The sequence below is a fragment of the Pseudomonas sp. zjy_15 genome (genome assembly GCF_043101865.1).
Classification (GTDB): Bacteria; Pseudomonadota; Gammaproteobacteria; order Pseudomonadales; family Pseudomonadaceae; genus Aquipseudomonas; species Aquipseudomonas putida_Y.
In genome coordinates this window covers 110,050-129,826 of sequence record NZ_JBICII010000030.1, presented here as the reverse complement: position 1 = coordinate 129,826, position 19,777 = coordinate 110,050, and the positions used below count along the sequence as shown (strand labels likewise).

Annotated in this window: 20 protein-coding genes; 9 read left to right on the top strand and 11 right to left on the bottom strand. The window is 62.8% G+C overall.

Features of this window, described 5'->3' with window-relative positions; all coding sequences use genetic code 11:
- The first annotated feature begins 181 nt into the window (after positions 1-181).
- Both ompR and ACF8EF_RS04920 read left to right on the top strand, forming a co-directional pair.
- Entirely contained in the window at positions 182-922 is a 741-nt protein-coding gene (gene ompR / locus ACF8EF_RS04925) for a two-component system response regulator OmpR (protein ID WP_176685252.1), read from the top strand.
- A 13-nt stretch (positions 923-935) separates the two neighbouring features.
- Positions 936-2,249, top strand: a complete 1,314-nt coding sequence (locus ACF8EF_RS04920) for an ATP-binding protein (RefSeq protein WP_176685251.1) — start codon at positions 936-938, stop codon at positions 2,247-2,249.
- 90 nt (positions 2,250-2,339) lie between these two features.
- Here the strand turns inward: ACF8EF_RS04920 and rimK are convergent, their stop codons facing one another.
- Both rimK and ACF8EF_RS04910 read right to left on the bottom strand, forming a co-directional pair.
- Positions 2,340-3,245: a 30S ribosomal protein S6--L-glutamate ligase gene (gene rimK / locus ACF8EF_RS04915; protein ID WP_021782598.1), complete on the bottom strand. Its 906-nt coding sequence runs from the start codon at positions 3,243-3,245 to the stop codon at positions 2,340-2,342.
- A complete protein-coding gene (locus ACF8EF_RS04910) occupies positions 3,242-3,724 on the bottom strand; it encodes an ATP-dependent zinc protease (protein WP_028697326.1) in 483 nt (160 codons plus the stop codon). The genes rimK and ACF8EF_RS04910 overlap by 4 nt, the downstream gene beginning before the upstream one ends.
- 109 nt (positions 3,725-3,833) lie before the next feature.
- Here ACF8EF_RS04910 and ACF8EF_RS04905 point away from each other — a divergent pair, with 109 nt between their 5' ends.
- The gene (locus tag ACF8EF_RS04905; protein WP_176685298.1) at positions 3,834-4,235 is read left to right on the top strand and encodes an RNA-binding S4 domain-containing protein; all 402 of its coding nucleotides are present in this window, start codon (positions 3,834-3,836) and stop codon (positions 4,233-4,235) included.
- Between the two features lie 27 nt (positions 4,236-4,262).
- On the opposite strand, the gene ACF8EF_RS04900 is transcribed toward ACF8EF_RS04905, so the two are convergent.
- The gene (locus ACF8EF_RS04900) at positions 4,263-5,057 is read right to left on the bottom strand and encodes a phosphatase PAP2 family protein (protein WP_176685250.1); all 795 of its coding nucleotides are present in this window, start codon (positions 5,055-5,057) and stop codon (positions 4,263-4,265) included.
- 119 nt (positions 5,058-5,176) lie between these two features.
- Between ACF8EF_RS04900 and hslO the strand changes: the two genes are divergently transcribed.
- The 3 genes from hslO to ACF8EF_RS04885 all read left to right on the top strand — a co-directional run bounded on the left by hslO (position 5,177) and on the right by ACF8EF_RS04885 (position 8,523).
- The gene (hslO, locus tag ACF8EF_RS04895) at positions 5,177-6,076 is read left to right on the top strand and encodes an Hsp33 family molecular chaperone HslO (protein ID WP_103443305.1); all 900 of its coding nucleotides are present in this window, start codon (positions 5,177-5,179) and stop codon (positions 6,074-6,076) included.
- A gap of 179 nt (positions 6,077-6,255) precedes the next feature.
- Complete coding sequence (locus ACF8EF_RS04890) at positions 6,256-7,797, top strand: phosphoenolpyruvate carboxykinase (protein ID WP_392460613.1); 1,542 nt, start codon at positions 6,256-6,258, stop codon at positions 7,795-7,797.
- Between the two features lie 285 nt (positions 7,798-8,082).
- On the top strand, positions 8,083-8,523 hold the full coding sequence (locus tag ACF8EF_RS04885) for a thioesterase family protein (protein ID WP_176683646.1): 441 nt from the start codon (positions 8,083-8,085) through the stop codon (positions 8,521-8,523).
- A gap of 52 nt (positions 8,524-8,575) precedes the next feature.
- Here ACF8EF_RS04885 and ACF8EF_RS04880 read toward each other — a convergent pair whose 3' ends face one another.
- From ACF8EF_RS04880 to fdhD, 3 genes are all read right to left on the bottom strand, one after another.
- A complete protein-coding gene (locus tag ACF8EF_RS04880) occupies positions 8,576-9,058 on the bottom strand; it encodes a glycine zipper domain-containing protein (RefSeq protein ID WP_104960602.1) in 483 nt (160 codons plus the stop codon).
- A 196-nt stretch (positions 9,059-9,254) separates the two neighbouring features.
- Positions 9,255-11,600, bottom strand: coding sequence for an FdhF/YdeP family oxidoreductase (locus tag ACF8EF_RS04875; RefSeq protein WP_392460612.1), 2,346 nt, complete (start codon positions 11,598-11,600; stop codon positions 9,255-9,257).
- 5 nt (positions 11,601-11,605) lie between these two features.
- Positions 11,606-12,436 (bottom strand): formate dehydrogenase accessory sulfurtransferase FdhD, encoded by an 831-nt coding sequence (gene fdhD, locus ACF8EF_RS04870; RefSeq protein WP_176683644.1) that lies wholly within the window; start codon positions 12,434-12,436, stop codon positions 11,606-11,608.
- A 175-nt stretch (positions 12,437-12,611) separates the two neighbouring features.
- Between fdhD and lysM the strand changes: the two genes are divergently transcribed.
- On the top strand, positions 12,612-13,052 hold the full coding sequence (lysM, locus tag ACF8EF_RS04865; RefSeq protein WP_392460611.1) for a peptidoglycan-binding protein LysM: 441 nt from the start codon (positions 12,612-12,614) through the stop codon (positions 13,050-13,052).
- Between the two features lie 50 nt (positions 13,053-13,102).
- On the opposite strand, the gene yrfG is transcribed toward lysM, so the two are convergent.
- Positions 13,103-13,765: a GMP/IMP nucleotidase gene (gene yrfG, locus ACF8EF_RS04860; RefSeq protein WP_176683642.1), complete on the bottom strand. Its 663-nt coding sequence runs from the start codon at positions 13,763-13,765 to the stop codon at positions 13,103-13,105.
- Positions 13,766-13,829: 64 nt separating this feature from the next.
- On the opposite strand from yrfG, the gene nudE reads away from it, so the two are divergent.
- Both nudE and cysQ read left to right on the top strand, forming a co-directional pair.
- Positions 13,830-14,396, top strand: a complete 567-nt coding sequence (gene nudE / locus ACF8EF_RS04855; protein ID WP_003255794.1) for an ADP compounds hydrolase NudE — start codon at positions 13,830-13,832, stop codon at positions 14,394-14,396.
- The gene (cysQ, locus tag ACF8EF_RS04850) at positions 14,393-15,211 is read left to right on the top strand and encodes a 3'(2'),5'-bisphosphate nucleotidase CysQ (RefSeq protein ID WP_176683641.1); all 819 of its coding nucleotides are present in this window, start codon (positions 14,393-14,395) and stop codon (positions 15,209-15,211) included. Before nudE ends, cysQ begins: the two co-directional genes overlap by 4 nt.
- A 160-nt stretch (positions 15,212-15,371) precedes the next feature.
- Here cysQ and ACF8EF_RS04845 read toward each other — a convergent pair whose 3' ends face one another.
- Genes ACF8EF_RS04845 through rfbC form a run of 4 tightly spaced genes read right to left on the bottom strand, consistent with a single transcriptional unit; the run spans position 15,372 to position 19,632 of the window.
- On the bottom strand, positions 15,372-15,827 hold the full coding sequence (locus tag ACF8EF_RS04845) for a YiiD C-terminal domain-containing protein (RefSeq protein ID WP_176683640.1): 456 nt from the start codon (positions 15,825-15,827) through the stop codon (positions 15,372-15,374).
- Positions 15,827-17,233: a sigma-54 dependent transcriptional regulator gene (locus ACF8EF_RS04840; protein WP_176683639.1), complete on the bottom strand. Its 1,407-nt coding sequence runs from the start codon at positions 17,231-17,233 to the stop codon at positions 15,827-15,829. The genes ACF8EF_RS04845 and ACF8EF_RS04840 overlap by 1 nt, the downstream gene beginning before the upstream one ends.
- Positions 17,230-19,044, bottom strand: a complete 1,815-nt coding sequence (locus ACF8EF_RS04835; RefSeq protein ID WP_176683638.1) for an ATP-binding protein — start codon at positions 19,042-19,044, stop codon at positions 17,230-17,232. The genes ACF8EF_RS04840 and ACF8EF_RS04835 overlap by 4 nt, the downstream gene beginning before the upstream one ends.
- A 42-nt stretch (positions 19,045-19,086) precedes the next feature.
- Positions 19,087-19,632: a dTDP-4-dehydrorhamnose 3,5-epimerase gene (gene rfbC, locus ACF8EF_RS04830; protein ID WP_176683637.1), complete on the bottom strand. Its 546-nt coding sequence runs from the start codon at positions 19,630-19,632 to the stop codon at positions 19,087-19,089.
- Between the last annotated feature and the right edge of the window lie 145 nt (positions 19,633-19,777).

Sequence of the window (19,777 nt, the reverse complement as noted above, 5' to 3'; positions counted from 1 at the left end):
TGTGGGCTTTTTGCCCGGCGGCGCTGGATGAAAGCCGCGCATTATACCCATCGCAAACGGCTTGCGGTGATGGCGCCCGGCCAGCCGGAACTGGCGCCGGGGGAAAAATCTGCTAACAATGCTCACGCAACGTGCAGCAATGGCTACGCCATAATGCGCGGCGATATCAGAGGAGTTATTCATGACCGGCACGCCAAACACCACTGAAGGTGACAAGATTCTCATCGTCGACGACGATCCGGGGCTGAGCAGCCTGCTGGAACGTTTCTTCACCAGCAAGGGCTACCGTGCCCGCGCAGTGCCCAACACCGAGCAGATGGACCGTCTGCTGCAGCGCGAGGTGTTCAACCTGGTGGTGCTCGACCTGATGTTGCCGGGTGAGGACGGCCTGTCCGCGTGCAAGCGACTGCGCCAGCAGAACAACCAGATCCCGATCATCATGCTGACCGCCAAGGGCGACGAGCTCAGCCGCATCAAGGGCCTGGAGCTGGGCGCCGACGACTACCTGGGCAAACCGTTCAACCCGGACGAGTTGATGGCCCGGGTCAAGGCGGTGCTGCGCCGCCAGGCGCCGAGCGTGCCGGGAGCGCCGGGCAGCGAAGATGAATCGGTCACGTTCGGCGACTATGAACTGTCGCTGGCTACCCGCGAGCTCAAGCGTGGCGACGAAGTGCACATGCTTACCACTGGTGAGTTCGCTGTGCTCAAGGCCTTGGTGATGCACGCCCGCGAGCCGTTGACCCGCGACAAACTGATGAACCTGGCGCGCGGCCGCGAATGGGATGCGCTGGAACGTTCCATCGACGTGCAGATCTCGCGCCTGCGTCGCATGATCGAGCCGGACCCGTCCAAGCCGCGTTACATCCAGACTGTCTGGGGCGTGGGCTACGTGTTCGTACCGGACGGAAACGCCGGAAAATGATGCCTGGACGTCGATGAAAACACCGCTCTGGTTTCCGCAAAGTTTCTTCGCCCGCACCCTGTGGCTGGTGTTGATCGTCGTTCTGTTCTCCAAGGCGCTGACCCTGGTCTACCTGCTGATGAACGAGGACGTGCTGGTCGACCGTCAGTACAGCCATGGTGTAGCGCTGACCTTGCGCGCCTATTGGGCCGCCGACGAAGAAAACCGCGACAAGATCGCCGAGGCGGCAGGCCTTATCCGGGTGACCGGCTCGGGTGTGCCCGAAGGTGAGCAGCATTGGCCTTACAGTGAAATCTACCAACGGCAGATGCAGGCCGAGTTGGGTGAAGACACCGAGGTGCGGTTGCGCATTCATGCGCCTCCGGCGTTGTGGGTCAATGCGCCAAGCCTTGGCCCAGGTTGGCTGAAGGTGCCGCTGTACCCGCACCCCTTGCGCGGGCAGAAGATCTGGAACGTGCTGGGCTGGTTCCTGGCCATTGGTTTGTTGTCCACCGCCTCGGCGTGGATTTTTGTGCGCCAGTTGAACCAGCCGCTCAAACGCCTGGTGTTCGCCGCCCGCCAGCTTGGCCAGGGGCGCAGTGTGCGCCTGCCGATCAGCGATACCCCCAGCGAGATGACCGAGGTGTACAAGGCGTTCAACCAGATGGCCGAGGATGTCGAGCAGGCCGGGCGTGAGCGCGAGCTGATGCTGGCCGGGGTTTCCCACGACTTGCGCACACCACTGACACGGCTGCGCCTGTCGCTGTCGTTGCTGAACAGCGACAACGAGCTGAGCGATGACATGGTTCGCGATATCGAGGACATGGACGCGATTCTCGACCAGTTCCTGGCCTTCATCCGCGATGGCCGTGACGAGCCAGTGGAAGAGGTCGACCTTGCTGACCTGGTGCGCGAGGTGGTGGCTCCTTACAACCAGCCGGAAGAGCGCGTGCGCCTGTGCCTGGAGCCGATTCCACCGTTCCCGCTGCGCCGGGTTTCGCTCAAGCGCATGCTGGGCAACCTGATCGGCAACGCCCTGCACCATGCTGGCAAGGGGGTCGAGGTGGCTGCCTATGTGTCGGGGGATGAGAGTGCGCCGTATGTGGTGCTCAGCGTGCTGGACCGCGGTGCCGGTATTGACGAGTCGGAGCTGGAAACCATCTTCAACCCGTTCATTCGCGGTGACCGGGCGCGGGGTGGCAAGGGCACCGGGCTGGGGCTGGCGATCGTCAAGCGGATTGCTGCGCAACATGGCGGGAATGTGGAGTTGCGTAACCGGTCTGGCGGCGGGATCGAGGCGCGGGTCAGGTTGCCGCTGGGGCTGCTGCTGCCGCGTAATGCTGTGTGAGGCTCACTGGCCTCTTCGTGACTGAAGCCGCTACAGGGGTTGTGCAGTACCTGTGGGGCTTCAGCCGCGAAGAGGCCGGTACAGGCTGAATCAGCCTTTGCCCTTGGTCCGGGTCTGATTGGGCCCGCCATTCTTCTCCAGATGCTCGATGATCATCCCGGCCACGTTCTTGCCCGTGGTGACTTCAATGCCCTCCAGCCCCGGTGACGAGTTTACCTCCATCACCAACGGCCCGTGGTTGGAGCGCAGGATGTCCACGCCCGCCACGCTCAACCCCATCACCTTGGCCGCCCGAATTGCGGTAATGCGTTCTTCAGGGGTGATTTTTATCAGGCTGGCGACGCCACCTCGGTGCAGGTTGGAGCGGAACTCGCCCGGCTTGGCCTGACGCTTCATTGAGGCAATTACTTTATCGCCTACCACGAAGCATCGAATATCTGCACCACCGGCTTCCTTGATGTACTCCTGAACCATGATGTCCTGCTTGAGGCCCATGAATGCTTCGATCACCGACTCGGCCGCCTGGGGGGTTTCGCACAGCACCACGCCGATGCCCTGGGTGCCTTCCAGCACCTTGATCACCAGCGGGGCACCGTTGACCATCTGGATCAGGTCGGGGATGTCGTCCGGCGAGTGGGCGAAACCGGTGATCGGCAGGCCGATGCCGCGCCGCGACAACAGCTGCAACGAGCGCAGCTTGTCGCGCGAGCGGGCAATGGCGACCGACTCGTTGAGCGGGTATACGCCCATCATTTCGAACTGGCGCAGCACCGCGCAGCCATAGAACGTAACCGAAGCACCTATGCGCGGGATCACCGCATCGAAGCCTTCCAGCGGCTTGCCACGGTAGTGGATCTGCGGCTTGTGGCTGGCAATGTTCATGTAGGCCCGCAGGGTATCGATCACCACCATTTCGTGGCCACGCTGGGTACCGGCTTCGACCAGGCGGCGGGTGGAATACAGACGCGGATTGCGCGACAGCACAGCGATCTTCATGCAGCACCTGTGACAGGGGAAAGGGTGGCCGGGAAGGCCGGTTTGTCTTGTACGTATTTCAGGCCGGGGTTGACCACCAGTTGGCCGTGTATCAGAGCCTTGGAACCAAGCAACAGGCGGTAGCGCATGCTCTTGCGGCAGGCCAGGGTGAACTCCACCTCCCATACACCATCACCCAGCGCCAGTGACGTGCGGATGACATAGCGGGTCTGGGCGTGGCCGTTGGAGCTCTTGATGGTCTTCATGGTCACCAGCGGTGCCTCGCAGCGGCGGTGACGCAACTGCACCACCGAGCCCAGGTGCGCAGTGAAGCGAACCCAGGGCTGGCCGTCGCGCTCGAAGGGTTCCACCTCGGTGGCATGCAGGCTCGATGTGCTGGCACCGGTGTCGATCTTGGCGCGCAGCCCGGCCACGCCGAGGTCAGGCAGGGCGACCCACTCGCGCAGGCCGATCACAGTCAAATGGTCAAATGTCTTCACGAAGCGCACCCTGCGAATGAGGTGGTGAACTTTAAGCACGGCGGGGACTTTTTGCATCCGTATGTGAAGGTAGTACAGTTCGATGAAAGACAGAATCCGAGGTAACGGGATGGCACAAAAAGCCGAAGACGACGACAAGGTTCGCCTGGACAAATGGCTATGGGCGGCGCGCTTCTACAAGACCCGAGCGCTGGCCAAGGCGGCGATCGAGAGTGGCAAGGTGCATTGCCGGGGTGAGCGTTGCAAGCCGGGCAAGGAGCCGCGGGTGGGCGACGAGTTCGTACTGCGTACCGGGTTCGATGAGCGCACCGTGGTGGTGAAGGCGCTGTCGATGGTGCGTCGTGGTGCCCCGGAGGCGCAGGCGTTGTACGAGGAAACCGAAGAAAGTGTGCGTCGCCGTGAACAGGCCGCTGAGATGCGTAAGGCCGGGGCCATGGGCGTGACCACCGATGGCCGGCCGACCAAGAAGCAGCGGCGGCAGATCCACCAGTTGCATGGAAGTTACGATTGAATGGGGCTGCCGTGCAGCCCCAGGCATCTAACGGAACACCGCCATTCGCCCGACCAGCGGTAGCGTGGACAACAGCTTGAACAACGGCGCTGTCCAGCGCATCAACGCCTCGCTGCCTTTGGCCGCCAGCGGCGTGTAGTAGCTCCAGCCCAACGCCAGCACCGCCATCAGCAAGCCGCCGATGTAGTCGTCCTGCCCCCAGTGGGCACCGGCTACCAGGCGCGGAAGCATGAACAGCAGCGCCAACCCCCAGACAACCAGGTACTGCAAAAGGCCGCGGCTGAACACGCTCATGAACAGCGCCCAGACCAACAGCACCGAGGCGTGATCACCCGGGAAACTCTTGCTGGAACGGTCCTTCAGTTCCCAGGCAGCCTCCAGATTCGGGTAATAGTCACTCAGGTGCACGACGTCGTCGAAGATCATCGATGGGCTCTTGTGCTGCCACCCGGCTGCATCCACCCACTTGGAAAACAGCGCGCGAATCACCACTAAGAGGAGTAGCGTGACCAGAAAGCCGAAAAATGCCTGGCGAACCTGAGCGGCCTTGAACACCCAGTCACCGCGAATGAGCACAGCCAGCAGGATCAGACCGACGACGATATCGAACGGGCGCAGGCTGCCAAGTGCCCAGATATTACGCCAGGCAGTATTGTCTGCCAGTGGTGCGTTCAGGCTGCGGAACAGCCACTCGTCGAAAGTCAGGCACAGGATCTGGCCAATGGGCCATAACCAGAAACACAGTAGAGCGATGGGAAGCAGCGTACAGGCTGCCAGTGGCCCCCAGGACCACCTTGCTTGGAACAGTGGTCGATTGTCCATAAAATACCTCTATTGCAAACAGAAATCGGAGCGCCGTGTGAGCGCTCTGTCATGGGCTCTCGCAGGTTCGCGACAACCCTTGTAACCATTTTGTCATCATTTTCAGATAGCCAAAACCTATGAGCGAATTGCCTGATACCGATTTCACCCAACGTTTCATCTTCGACGAGCGCGATGTGCGCGGCGAGTGGGTGTCTCTCGATGACAGCTACGCCGCAGTGTTGGCGCGTCATGAGTACCCCCAGCCGGTCAAGGTGCTGCTCGGCGAGTTGATGGCCGCCACCGCCTTGCTGGTGGGTGCGATGAAGTTCGATGGCCTGCTGATTCTGCAGGCGCGTTCGGCTGGGCCGATTCCGCTGCTGATGGTGGAATGTTCCAGCGACCGCGAGATCCGCGGCATGGCCCGCTACGAAGCGGACCAGATTCCGGCGGGTGCCACCCTGTCGCAGCTGATGCCCGACGGCCACCTGACCCTGACCATCGACCCGGTCAAGGGCCAGCGCTACCAGGGGACCGTCGACCTCGATGGCGCCAACCTGTCGGAATGTTTCACCAACTACTTCGTCCAGTCGCAGCAGCTCAATACCCGTTTCTGGCTCAATGCCGAAGGCGGCAAGGCCCGTGGGCTATTGCTGCAGCAACTGCCGCGTGATCGCCAGCCGGATGATGAAGAGCGCGAAGACAGCTGGCAGCACGTAGTGGCCCTGGCCAAGACGCTCAAGCCGGAAGAGTGGACAGAGGGCAACGAAACCCTGCTGCACCGCCTGTACCACGAAGATGCCGTGCGCCTGTTCGATATTCAGCCACTGCGCTTCAATTGCAGCTGTTCGCGGGAACGCTCCGGCAATGCGTTGGTCAGTCTGGGCGAACACGACGCCAAGGCGCTGGTGGAAGAGTGTGGCGGGACGGTGGAGATCGATTGCCAGTTCTGCAACGAGCGCTACTTCTTCGATGCCAGCGATGTGGCGCAACTGTTTGCGGGTGGCGGTACTGACGTGGCCTCAGAAACTCGTCACTGAAACGTTAAAGCTCAGGATAATCTCCTGTCGAATTGCGCAAAAGCGCAGTTCTGACAGGAGGGGCCTACTTTTTTTGGGCGTTTCTGGCATAATCCGGCCACTTTTTTCGCTGTAGTAGTTTTTTCAAGACAACTACAAAACGTTTGGAGCACTCGGCCTCGGGCCGGATGGGGTATCTCATGACGCAAGCCAACAACACCGTGTACACCGACCTGAGCGTCGATGAGCTGGTAAAAGAAGCGCTGCAACGCGGTGAAGGCGTACTAGCCGATACTGGCGCACTGGTCGTGGAGACTGGTCACCGTACCGGCCGTTCGCCGGCTGACCGTTTCATCGTCGAAGAACCTTCCACCCAGGATGCCATTTCCTGGGGCCCGATCAACCGCAAGTTCCCGGCTGACAAGTTCGATGCCCTGTGGGCTCGCGTCGAGGCGTTCAACAACGCCCAGGATCACTTCGTTTCCTATGTTCACGTAGGGGCTGCAGCCGAGCACTACCTGCCGGTGAAGATGACCACCCAGACTGCCTGGCAGAACCTGTTCGGTCGTTGCCTGTTCATCAACCCGGAGCAGTTCAACCCGGCTGGTCGCGACCAGTGGCAGGTCCTCAACGTCGCCAACTTCGTGTGCGAACCTGAGCGTGACGGCACCAACTCCGACGGTTGCGTGATCATCAACTTCGCCCAGAAGAAAGTGCTGATCGCTGGCATGCGCTACGCCGGTGAAATGAAGAAAGCCATGTTCTCGGTGCAAAACTTCCTGCTGCCGGCTGTCGACGTACTGCCTATGCACTGCGCGGCCAACATCGGCGAAGAAGGCGATGTGACCCTGTTCTTCGGCCTGTCGGGCACTGGCAAGACCACCCTTTCGGCAGACGAAAGCCGTTACCTGATCGGTGACGACGAGCACGGTTGGGGCGAAGGCGTTGTCTTCAACATGGAAGGCGGCTGCTACGCCAAGTGCATCGACCTGTCCGAGAAGAACGAGCCGGTCATCTGGAAAGCCATCAAGCACGGCGCAGTACTGGAAAACGTCGTTCTCGACGCCAACAAGCACGCCGACTACACCGATGTCAGCCTGACCCAGAACAGCCGTGCGGCCTACCCGCTGGAGCACGTTGCCAAGCGTTCGGAAGCGAACCTGGGCGGCGAGCCTAATGCAGTGATCTTCCTCACCTGCGACCTGACCGGTGTTCTGCCTCCGGTTTCGATCCTGAACAACGAGCAGGCGGCCTACCACTTCCTGTCCGGCTACACTGCGCTGGTCGGTTCCACTGAAATGGGTTCGGGCGGCGGCATCAAGTCGACCTTCTCCACCTGCTTCGGCGCACCGTTCTTCCCGCGTCCGGCTGGCGAGTACGCCGAACTGCTGATCAAGCGTATCAACGGCTTCAACTCCAAGGTCTACCTGGTCAACACCGGCTGGACGGGTGGTGGTTACGGCGTTGGCAAGCGCTTCAGCATCCCCACTACCCGTGCCGTGATCGCTGCAATCCAGAGCGGCGCACTGGTCGGTGCCGAAACCGAGCACCTGGACATCATCAACCTGGACGTGCCGAAGGCTGTTCCGGGCGTTGAAGCCGAACTGCTCAACCCGCGCACCAACTGGGCTGACAAAGCGGCCTACGACGAGGCTGCCAAAGGTCTGGCCAAGCTGTTCATCGAAAACTTCAAGAAGTTCGAAGTTTCCGACGCCATCAAGGCCGCTGGCCCGCAGCTGTAAGCCGAGCTCAGCCGCAACGAGAAAGCCGCCCCCAGGGGCGGCTTTTTTGTGGGGGCGGGCTTGCCCGCGAAAGGGGCGGACCTGCTGGCCAATTTCCACCCGTGGTTCACCGTCGCAGCCGCCATCGTATTCGCGGGTAAACCCGCTCCTACACACTGACTGATCGGTGGTGGGCGCAGGCCGTTGCAGGAGCGGGCTTGCCCGCGAAGGGGCCCGCATAGGCAGCGAAAGTCTGGTTTTTCTGTTTCACTGTCAGCATCCATTGCGAAGACAAGAGCCAGCCAGATGACCGAAGCCCCTCAGCGCACTGCCTTCTCCCACTTTCACCCGATCCTTACCCGCCCCCAGGACAACGACCTGAACGGCCACATCGCCGGTGCAACGGTGCACGGCTTCTTCGAAACCGCGATACAGGCGTTTCTCGTCGAGCAGGCGGAACTGGACCTGCGACACGGTGAACTGGCCGCCTTCGTGGTCAGTTCGGCTGCGGATTTCTATGCTCTGCCGGGCTTCCCGGATTTGCTGGAGGTGGGGTTGGGAGTGACGCGTCTGGCGGGCAGCACGGTAGAGTACCGGCTGGCGCTGTACCGTCCGGGCGAGCCGGACGCGTGCGCGGCAGGTACGGTGGTGCAGGTGTTCATCGAGCGCGCCAGTGGCCGGCCTGTAGCGTTGCCAGAGGCGCTGCAGGTGATCCTGTCCGGCCTTGTGCTGGAGCGACAGGCATAAAAAACCCCGCTGGCAGGGGCGGGGTTTTGTTGCCGGGGCAGGGCCCCAGGCGTTAGTCGCGCCAGTGGCGCTTGTGCTTGCGGTGGCCGTAGTGGCGGCCACGGTCCCAGTGACGACGGTCGTCGTCGTAACCGCGACGATAGCGGCGGCCATCGCGGTAATCGTCTTTGTCGGCCTCTTTGCCCAGGTAGTTACCCAGCGCACCACCGGCACCACCGCCGGCTGCCGCACCAATGTAGCTACCCGTGGTGCCGCCCACGGAGCGACCGACCACGTTACCACCTGCGGCGCCCAGCGCGCCGCCGATAGCGGCTTCACCACGCTGGCGTTTGTCTGCGCCCAGAGCGCCACCTGCCGCACCGCCCAGACCGGCACCAATGGCGCCGCCGGTGCTGCCACCGATGGAGTTGCCCACGACAGAGCCCAGTACCCCACCCAGTGCGCCGCCAATGCCGGCCTCGGTGGTGCCGCCTGCCATGGCAACGCCGCTGAGCAAGCTGAAAGACAACAACAGAATCGAGGAGTACTTCTTCATCAAGAGAGCCTCATAGGGATGACGAGGCGAATTTGAAGCTAAGAGGCGTGGCTGGCAACGGAAATCCGACGAGTAACACGAGTTGTACACAATTCTCTAACTTGCTGTATTTACTATGAAACTTTATCGTTTTCAGGCTGTCCCAGACTGTTATGACAAAGCCCTGAGCCGCCACGGAACAGTGCTTTTTTCATTTTTACAGGATGCGCCCGTCGTCCCGCGCTCGCTCCAGTTTGATGGCAATGAACTTCGATGTTGGCGTATGGCTACCAACGCCAATGCTCTCCAGCGGCACCAGCGGGTTCACCTCCGGGTAATACGCTGCCGCCTGCCCGGCAGGGATGTCGAAGGCCAGCAGGGTAAAGCCTTGCACCCGGCGCTCATGCTCATCCCCCCACAACGAAACGATGTCGACCTTCTGCCCCGGCTGGAAGCCCAGGCGGATGATGTCGGCTTCGTTGGCGAACAGCACCTCGCGCTGGCCGCGCACGCCGCGGTAGCGGTCGTCCAGGCCATAGATAGTGGTGTTGTACTGATCGTGCGAGCGCATCGACTGCATGATCAGGTCTGGCAACTGGCCGCTGGCGCGTACGCGTTCGTCAAGCAGCGTGTCGGGCAGCAGGTTGGCCTTGAAGTTGGCGCGGCCGGTGCTGGTCGCCCATTCGCGGTTGGCCGCGCTGTTGCCCAGATGGAAGCCCCCCGGATGACGCAGGCGCTGGTTGAAGCCGCTGAAGCCGGCAATGGTATCGCCGATCAGGTCGCGGATACGGTCGTAGTCGGCCACCAGCCAGTGCCAGTCCACCGGTTGTTTGCCCAGCGTGGCGGCGGCGATGCCGGCGATCACCGCAGGCTCCGAGCGCATTTGCGTCGACAGCGGCTTGAGCTGGCCGTTGGAGGCGTGGACCATGCTGAACGAGTCTTCCACCGTGACTGCCTGTGGCCCGTCGGCCTGCAGGTCGATGTCGGTGCGGCCCAGGCACGGCAGGATCAGTGCCTGCTTGCCATGGACCAGGTGGCTACGGTTGAGCTTGGTGCTGATGTGCACGGTCAGCTCGCAGTTGCGCAGCGCCTGGGCGGTACGCTCGGTGTCGGGTGTGGCTTGGGCGAAGTTGCCGCCCAGGCCGATGAAAACCTTGGCCCGGCCATCGAGCATCGCGTGAATGGCTTCGACGGTGTTATGGCCATTGCGCCGTGGCACGGGGAAGCCAAAGCGCTTTTCGATGGCATCCAGCAGTGCCTCTGGCGGGCGCTCGTTGATGCCCATGGTGCGGTCACCCTGCACGTTGCTGTGGCCACGCACCGGGCACAGGCCGGCGCCGGGCGCGCCGATGTTGCCGCGCAGCATCTGCAGGTTGACGATTTCCTGAATGGTCGGCACCGAATGACGGTGTTGGGTGATGCCCATCGCCCAGCACATGATCACCCGCTTGCCCCGGCAGTACATGCGCGCGGCCAGTTCGATGTCGGCCAAGGTCAGTCCGGACTGTGCCTGGATGTGCGACCACGGCGTGGCGTCCACCACGGCCAGGTATTCATCGACGCCATGGCCATGTTCGGCGATGAAGGCGTGATCGAACACGGCCGGTTCACCGTTGGCCTGGGCTTCGCGTTCCCATTGCAGGACGAACTTGGCCATGCCGCGCAACATCGCCATGTCGCCACCCAGGGCCGGGCGGAAGAAGGCGGTGTTGGTCGGACGGTCACTGTTGGTCAGCATTTCCAGTGGGTTCTGGGGGTGCTGGAAGCGCTCCAGACCACGCTCCTTGAGCGGGTTGATGCACACCACCTGGGCGCCACGTTTTACCGCATCGCGCAGTGGGTCGAGCATGCGCGGGTGGTTGGTGCCGGGGTTCTGGCCCCAGACAAAAATGGAATCGGCGTGCTCGAAGTCGTCGAAGGTGACAGTACCCTTGCCGACCCCGACGCTTTGCCCCAATGCCACCCCGCTGGCCTCATGGCACATGTTCGAGCAGTCAGGGAAGTTGTTGGTGCCGTAGGCGCGCACGAACAGTTGGTACAGGAACGCCGCTTCGTTGCTGGCTCGTCCCGAGGTATAGAACTCGGCCTGGTCAGGGTTGGCCAGCTTGTTCAGCTCGCGGGCGATCAGGGCGAAGGCGGCATCCCAGCTGATCGGCAGGTAGCGGTCGCTTGATGCGTCGTAGACCATCGGTTCGGTCAGACGCCCTTGGTACTCCAGCCAATAGTCGCTTTGCTGCAGCAGCGAGGAGACACTGTAACGGGCGAAAAAGGCAGCATCGACACGGCGCTTGGTTGCTTCCCAGTTCACCGCCTTGGCGCCGTTCTCGCAGAACTTGACCATGCCGCTTTCCGGCGAATCGCCCCAGGCGCAGCCGGGGCAGTCGAAACCGCCGTTCTGGTTGGTCTTGAGCAGGGCGCGAATGTTCTTCAGCGCGTTATCGCTGCCGACCCAGGCCTTGGCCACGCTACGCAGCGCGCCCCAACCGCCGGCGGGGCCGTGGTAGGGCTTGTAGCGAGGGGGGGAGGCTGGGGTGTTGTCCGGAAGAGGTTGGTACGAGGTCACGACTGTTACGACTCCGCCGCTGGGCTGTAGACCCGCGGTGCGCTGTGCTTGGGCAAGTGGATAAGGTTGAGGTTGTGTTTGCGCGCCCATTGCAGGGCAAGGCCGGTGGGCGCTGACAGGCTGACCAGGGTCTGGATGCCGGCACGCAGTACCTTCTGGATCAGCTCCAGGCTGCAGCGGCTGGTGACAATCGCCAGGCCGCCCTGGCTGTCGATGCGCTGTCGCAGCAGGGCACCGATCAGTTTGTCGAGGGCGTTGTGCCGGCCGATGTCTTCGCGGCCGAGCAGCAGTTCGCCTTGGCGGTCCATGAACAGTGCTGCATGCACGGCGCCGCAATGCTGGCCCAGTGGCTGGAAGGCGTCGATGCGCTCGCGCAGGCCGACCAGCCACTGGGCCGGGGGCAGGGGCGCACCCGGCAACACGGCCAGGTCCGGCAGCGCCTGCTCCAGGGCTTCGACACCACACAGGCCGCAACCACTGGTGCCGGCCAGTTGGCGGCGCTGGTTTTTCAGGTTCCAGAACGCTCGGCTGGAAATTTCCAGGTCGGCGTACATTGCCGAACCGCCGCCGGAGAGCTTGAGGTCGTAGATTTCTGCGGTGCCTTCGACAATGCCGCTGCCGACGCTGAAACCGACGGCGAAGTCTTCCAGATCGGTAGGGCTGACCAGCATTACCGCCTGGTTGAGGCCGTTATAGACAATGGCCAGGGCCACTTCCTCGGCCAGCGGGGTGCTGTCGCGTTTGGCGTCGCTGAGCTGGACGTAATCGTAGGTGTTGCTGGCGGCGGGCATGGACAAGGGTGATGAGGCCGCGCAGACCGGAGGCTTGCTGTTCATCGGGGCGCTGAATACCGGCGGCTTTCTGATAGCACAAGCCTAGGCGTGCGGGCCGGCGGCGTCTAATCGCTAGGGTCTATGCCTTGATAGACCGCGTCGATTGGTCGCACCGGGCGGGAGTGGTAAAGCTGGCCTAGACTCCTGTGTCCGAGGTTTCGTCAACAAGGAGAGCGCAATGAGCCTGTTCAGTTTCGTGAAGGAAGCCGGCGAGAAGTTGATCGACCTGCTGACCCCTGGCAACGCCAATGCCGAAGAGCAGCTTAAGAAGCACGTGGAAGCTGTTGGCCTGGGCAACCCCAACATCACCGCCACTGTAGAAGGAGACAAGATCATCCTCAAGGGTGAAGTGGCCAGCCAGGAAGAGAAGGAGAAGATCATTCTGGCGGCGGGCAATATCAGTGGCGTGGCCAGTGTCGAGGACCAGATCACCGTGACCGGGCCGATAGTCCAGGCGGCAAGGTTCGTCACTGTGAAATCGGGCGACACACTTTCAGCCATTGCCATGGTCGTGTATGGCAATGCCGGCCAGTACAACAAGATTTTCGAGGCCAACAAGCCGATGCTCAAGCACCCGGACAAGATCTATCCGGGGCAGGTGCTGCGTATTCCTGACTGATTGCTGAAGTCTGTACCGGCCTCTTCGCGGGCATGCTCGCGAATGGGGCCTCACAGGCCTTCCAGTAACGCCCGGTAATCCACGACCGCTGCAAATTCTTCGGTATCTCGTGGTTGTGCCTGGCTATCGGGCTGGCGCACCGCCAACAGATGCCCCACACCAAACCGCCGTGCACTGCGCAGAATCGCCAGCGTGTCGTCGATGAACAGGCTGCGCTCCGGCTCGAAGCCGATATCCGCCTGCAAGGCATCCCAGAACTGCGGGCTTTCCTTCGGGTAACCATAGTCGTGCGAGCTGATCAGCCGCTCGAAGTACGGTGCCAGCTCCACCCGTTCCAGCTTCAGCGACAGCGAGTCTCGGTGGGCATTGGTGATCATCACGACACGCTTGCCGGCCTGGCGAATCGCCGCCAGGAAGGTATCGGCATCCGGGCGCAGGGCAATCAGGTCGGCAATTTCCCGTTTCAGCTCGCGAATGGGCAGGCGAAGCTCGCGGCTCCAGAAGTCCAGGCAGTACCAGTTCAATGTGCCGGCATTGCGTTCGAACAGCGGTTGCAGCTCCATTTCCGCCATGGCCCGGCTTACACCGTGCAGTTCGGCATAGCGCTGAGGCAGGTGCTCCAGCCAGAAGCGGTTATCGTAATGCAGGTCGAGCAGAGTGCCATCCATGTCCAGCAGGACGGTATCGATGGCAGACCAGGGAAGAACAGGCATGGGAAACTCTCGATCAGTCGGCAAGCCACGGTATAGTAACCCGTTCACGCCAAGGAGCCGCCCCATGCGCCAGAAACCCACCGTACTCAGCCGCGAGATTGTCGCCAGCAGCCGCCTGTTCCGCGTCGAAGCCGTACAGTTGCGCTTCAGCAATGGCGCCGAGCGCACCTATGAACGCCTGGTGGGCCGGGGTAACGGCTACGGCGCGGTGATGATCGTGGCCATGCTCGATGCCGAGCACGCCGTGCTGGTGGAGGAATACTGCGGCGGCACCGATGAATACGAGCTTTCGTTGCCCAAGGGCCTGATCGAACCGGGCGAAGACGTGCTGGCGGCAGCCGACCGGGAGCTCAAGGAAGAAGCCGGTTTTGGCGCACGCCAGCTGGAGCACCTGACGGAACTGTCGCTTTCGCCGGGCTACATGAGCCAGAAGATTCAGGTGGTGCTGGCCAGCGACCTGTACGAAGAGCGCCTGGAAGGCGATGAGCCCGAGCCGATGCGGGTCGACAAGGTCAACCTGCGTGAGTTGTCGGCCTTGGCCATGCATCCGCAGTTCACCGAGGGTCGCGCCCTGGCGGCGCTGTACCTGGCGCGTGACCTGCTGATTCAGCGGGGGCTGCTGGAGCTATGAACGACCTGCAACTGATGCACGAAGTGGTCAAGCTGGCGCTGACGGCGGGCGAGGCAATCCTGCCATTCTGGCGCGCCGATATCGCGGTAACCAGCAAGGCCGACGATTCGCCGGTTACCGCCGCCGACCTGGCCGCGCACCGGGTAATTGCCGATGGCCTGGTGGCGCTGGCACCGCACATTCCGGTGCTGTCCGAAGAGGACTGCAATATTTCACTGGCCGAGCGCCAAAGCTGGAGCCGCTGGTGGCTGGTCGACCCGCTGGATGGCACCAAGGAGTTCATTGCTGGCAGTGAAGAATTCACGGTCAACATCGCCTTGGTCGAGAACGGCGACGTGGTGTTTGGTGTGGTGTCGATGCCGACCAATGGACGCTGCTACTTCGGTGGGCGCGGCATGGGGGCCTGGCGTGCAGATGCCGGCGAGGCAGCCCAACCGATCCAGGTTCGCAACGCCCCCCCGGAGGGCGAGCGTTTTACCGTGGTTGCCAGCCGTCGGCATTCCAGCGCGGAACAGGAAGCCCTGTTGTCCGGGCTTGGGGCTGCGGTGGGAGAGCTGGAGCTGGCCAATATCGGCAGCTCGTTGAAGTTCTGCCTGTTGGCCGAGGGCAGCGCCGATTGTTATCCGCGCCTGGCGCCGACTTCGCAGTGGGATACTGCAGCGGCGCAAGGCGTGGTGGAAGGGGCCTGCGGCGAGGTGATCGGGCTGGATGGCTTGCCATTCCGGTATCCGCCGCGCGAGTCGTTGCTTAACCCGTACTTCCTGGCATTGCCCGCCAATGCAGCATGGCGCCAGTCCTTCCTGAACCTGATTTGACGGACTCTCACCCTACCCTGTGGGAGCGGGCGAGCCCGCGAAGCAGGTACCGCGGTGCGGGGCACCGGCTTCGCCGGTGTTCGCGGGCCTGCCCGCTCCCACAGGTTTTACGCCAGCCTTTGGGTTTTGTGCAGCGCAGTTGCTTTCAGCGGCTGCTGGGCTAGCGGTGCAGGACGTACTGGCCGCTGAACCTCACCGCCGGCTCGTCACTGCCGTCATTGCTCACCGTTGTCTCCAACGTCAACCGCGCCCGCCCACGACGCTGGTACATGGCCAGGAATCGCTCCCAGGTCTTTTCGTCGGGCGCTGCACAACGCGCCACCGCCGCACCGGTAACCGGCAACGGGTAGCTGATCTGCCCTTCCTGGATGACGATATGCCCGTCATCGATCCCCCGTTCACGCAGGCGCAGGTGCAGCCAGCCCCAACCCACCAGCACTGCTGCGCAGTACAGGCTGCCGCCGAACATGGTGCTTTTGTGGTTGACGTTGGCCGCCAGCGGCAGTTGCAGGCGCAGGGTGTGCTGCTGCCAATCGATCACTTCCAGGCCCATCTGGCGGGTCAGGGGGATGTCGCTGTGCAGTACGGACTGCAGGTACTGGCTATCGGTGCTCATTAACGGTTGTCCTCTTGATCGTCATGCCCGCCGCTGCCGCCGTCGAAGTTCAAGCCGTGCTTGCGCAGCTTGTCATGCAGGGTTTTGCGGGGGATACCCAGTGCTTCGGCCAGGCTCCGCATGGAGCCATGTGGCTGGGCCAGTTCAGCAGCGATCAGCGAGCGTTCGAACTGCTCGACCTGCTCGCTGAGGTTGCCGCTCAGCATGGGTGCTGCCGGTGCTGCTGCCGAGGGGGCCTGGCTATCCAGTGCCAGTTCCAGGCCAAGGGCGAAACGCTCGGCGGCGTTCTGTAGCTCGCGGACATTACCTGGCCAGTCATGACGCAGCAGCAGGGCGCGTTGCGCTGGCTGCAGCGCATGCGGCGACAGACCATGGCGTTGGCTGGCAGCATCGGCGAAATGCTGGAACAGCACCAGTATGTCGTCCCCGCGTTCGCGCAGTGGCGGAATACGCAGCGGCGCGACGTTCAGGCGGTAATACAGGTCCGCGCGGAATCGCCCTTGGTCGGCAGACTGACGCAGGTCTTCCTTGGTGGCGGCAATGATGCGGATATCGAGCGGGATCAACTGGTTGCCACCCAGTCGTTCGACCACCCGCTCCTGCAGCATGCGCAGCAACTTCACCTGCACATCCAGGCTCATGCTCTCGATTTCGTCGAGGAACAGCGTGCCGCCGTTGGCAAATTCGAACTTGCCGATACGGCGCTTCTGCGCGCCGGTGAACGCCCCGGGCTCGTGGCCGAACAGTTCGCTTTCGACCACCGATTCGGCCAGCGCGCCGGCGTTGATCGCCACGAATGGCCCTTCGCTGCGGCTGGACAGGTCGTGCAGGGCGCGAGCCACCACCTCTTTGCCAGCGCCGGTCTCGCCCAGAATCAACACATCGGCGCGGGTGCCGGCCAAGGCACCGATCTGCTCGCGCAGGCGCAGCATGGCCGGTGAATGGCCGACCAGGCGGGTTGCCAGCTGCTGGCGGTCGCTCAGTGCCAGACGCAGGCTACGGTTGTCCAGCACCAGCCGGCGCAAGGCCAGGGCGCGGCGTACGCTGTCGAGCAGAGCGTCTGTGGCAAAAGGTTTTTCCAGGAAGTCATAAGCCCCGGCGCGCATCGCCTGCACCGCCAGCGGCACATCGCCATGGCCGGTAATCAGCAGCACCGGCAGCTCGCTGTCACGGCCGTGCAGTTGTTCCAGCAACTGCAGGCCATCGATGCCCGGCATGCGGATGTCGCTGACCACCACGCCGGGCCAGTCGGCCTCGATACGCTCGGCCAGGCCTTGAGCTTCGGCCAGGGCGACTACCTTGAGCCCAGCCAGGTCCAGGGTCTGGCTCAAGGCTTGGCGCAGGTGGGGGTCATCGTCCACCAGGATGACCTGGGCTCGGCTGTCGATCAGTGTCTCGGTGGTCATGCCGAGGGGTCCTCCGAATTGGGCAAAGTAGCGCCAGACGCGGCCACACGCAGCTGGAGGGTCAGCATTGCGCCACCTTCCGGGTGGTTGGCCAGCAGCAGTTCACCGCCCAGGGCGCGCATCAGGCTTTCACAGATGGCCAGGCCCAGGCCCAGGCCCTGGGTACGGGTCTTGGTTGTGAAGAACGGCTCCTTGGCGTGCTCCAGGGCCTGGCGGCTGAAACCGGGGCCGTTGTCACGGATGTACAGGTAGACGCAGTCATCACGCTGCTCGGCACTTAGCCACAGGCGACGCGGGTTGGCTTTTTCAGTCAGGGCGTCGAGGGCATTGGCCAGCAGGTTGCCTAGCACCTGGCGCAGGCGGGTCTCGCCGGCCTGTACCCACAAGGTGGCTTCCGGCAGGTCGCGGATCAGCTCTACGGCCATCGCCCGGCGGCGCTTGGCCAGCAGCGCCAGGGCATCGTCCAGGGCCGGCTGCAGGGCCACGCTCTCCGGGGCATGGCGGTCACGACGGGCGAAGGCGCGCAGGTGGGCAATGATCGAGGCCATGCGCCCGGTCAGCTCGCCGATCAGCTTGAGGTTGCCGCGGGCGTCTTCGGTACGTTGGTGGTCGAGCAGGATTTCGGCGTTCTCCGCGTAGCTGCGGATGGCGGCCAGGGGCTGGTTCAACTCATGGCTGATACTGGCCGACATGGTGCCGAGAACCGACAGCTTGCCGGCCTGCACCAGTTCGTCCTGCGCGCGCACGGCCTCCTGCTGAGCGTTTTCGCGCTCCAGCACGGCATTTTTCAGGCGGGTGTTCAGGCCTTCAAGGTCGGCGGTACGTTCGGCCACGCGCTTTTCCAGTTCCTGGCGGCCACGGGCTTCGAAGTCGATGCGGTCGATGTAATGGCGTCGCCGTTGCATCACCAGGCCGGCTAACAACATCAGTACAAGCAGCGTACCGGCACCGATGGCCATGACCGTCTGCACCGAGCGATCAACCAGCGTGCGCGGGGCGAGGATGCTGACTTGCCAGCCGGTTTCCTTGATGTCGCGGGTCTGGGTGATCCAGGCCTGCGGGTTGAGAACCAGCGGCTGTGGGGCCTGGGTCGGATAGGGCTGGATGGCGATGATGGCCTGGCGCTCGGCGTCGGTCAGCGTGCGGGTAGCACGGAAGCGCCAGTCGGGCCGCGAAGTCAGGATGACCACGCCATTGTGATCGGTCAGCAACAGCTGCTCGGGCGTACGGCCCCACAGGGTTTCGGTGTGGTCGAGATCGACTTTGACCACCAGCACGCCGACGATCCGCTCGCGGTCCCGCACGGCCGCGGCAAAGAAGTAGCCACGTTTGGCCGAGGTGGTGCCCTGGCCGAAGAAGCGGCCCAGGTGGCCGGCCATGGCTTCGTTGAAGTAGGGGCGGAAGGCGAAGTTTCTGCCGACGAAGGTGTCGTGCTTGTCCCAGTTCGAGGCGGCCAAGGTGTTGCCGCTGATGTCCATCAGGTACATCACCTCGGCACCGGTCTGTTGCACGATGTCCTTGAGCAGGCGGTTGGCGTTGGTCACCGCTTCCAGGCGGAAAGGATCGGCCAGTACATCACGCAGCGCCGGCAGGTCGCCGAGAATTTGCGGCAAGGTCTCGTAGCGGTGCAGGGTACCGAGCAAGTTGGCGACATACAGGTCGAGGGTCTGGCGGTTCTGCGAGGCCAGCTTTTCCTGGTAATAGCGCTCGGCCAAGTGATGCAGGGGCCACAACAATGGGGCCAGGCTCAGCGCCAGCAGGGCCAGGCTGCGCCAGCGGGGACGGCGTGGGGGCGTGGGTTTTGCAATCATCACGTAAATGCGCCAGAAAAGTCTGACGCAATTATGCGCTAGTTAAGGCAGCAGTTCCGCCTCTGCCAATGGCAGGCCTACCTTGTCCTTGTCCGATAACAGCGGTGGCTGCTGCAGCCCCCAGTCGATGTCCAGTTGCGGGTCGTCCCAGCGGATGCAGCGGTCGGCGTCAGGGTTGTAGTAGTCGGTGGTCTTGTAGAGGAACTCGGCCGATTCACTCATCACTGCAAAACCGTGGGCGAAGCCAGGTGGAATCCACAGCTGGCGATGGTTGTCGGCCGACAGGTGCACCGCGACCCATTTGCCGAATGTTGGCGAGCTTTTGCGCACGTCCACGGCGATATCGCGGATTTCCCCGTGTACCACGCGCACCAGTTTGCCCTGGGTGTTTGCCACCTGGTAGTGCAGCCCGCGGAGCACGCCCTTGATGGAACGCGAGTGGTTGTCCTGGACGAACTCCACGTTCACGCCGGTTTGCTGTGAGAACTCACGGGCGTTGAATGCCTCGAAGAAAAAACCACGGCTGTCAGCGAACACCTTTGGCTCGATGATCAGTACTTCAGGGATTGCTGTAGGGGTGATGTTCATAGCGGCTCGCTGGCCCGTCGCTCAAGTATTGACCCTAGTCGGCCTTGCCGGAAATTTCCGCGCGTAGCTGTAACAGGATGCATAAGGTGTGGCTATGGTAGACAGCAGGCCGCTCCTTTCACCAGACCAGCGCTGACGTGTGCCG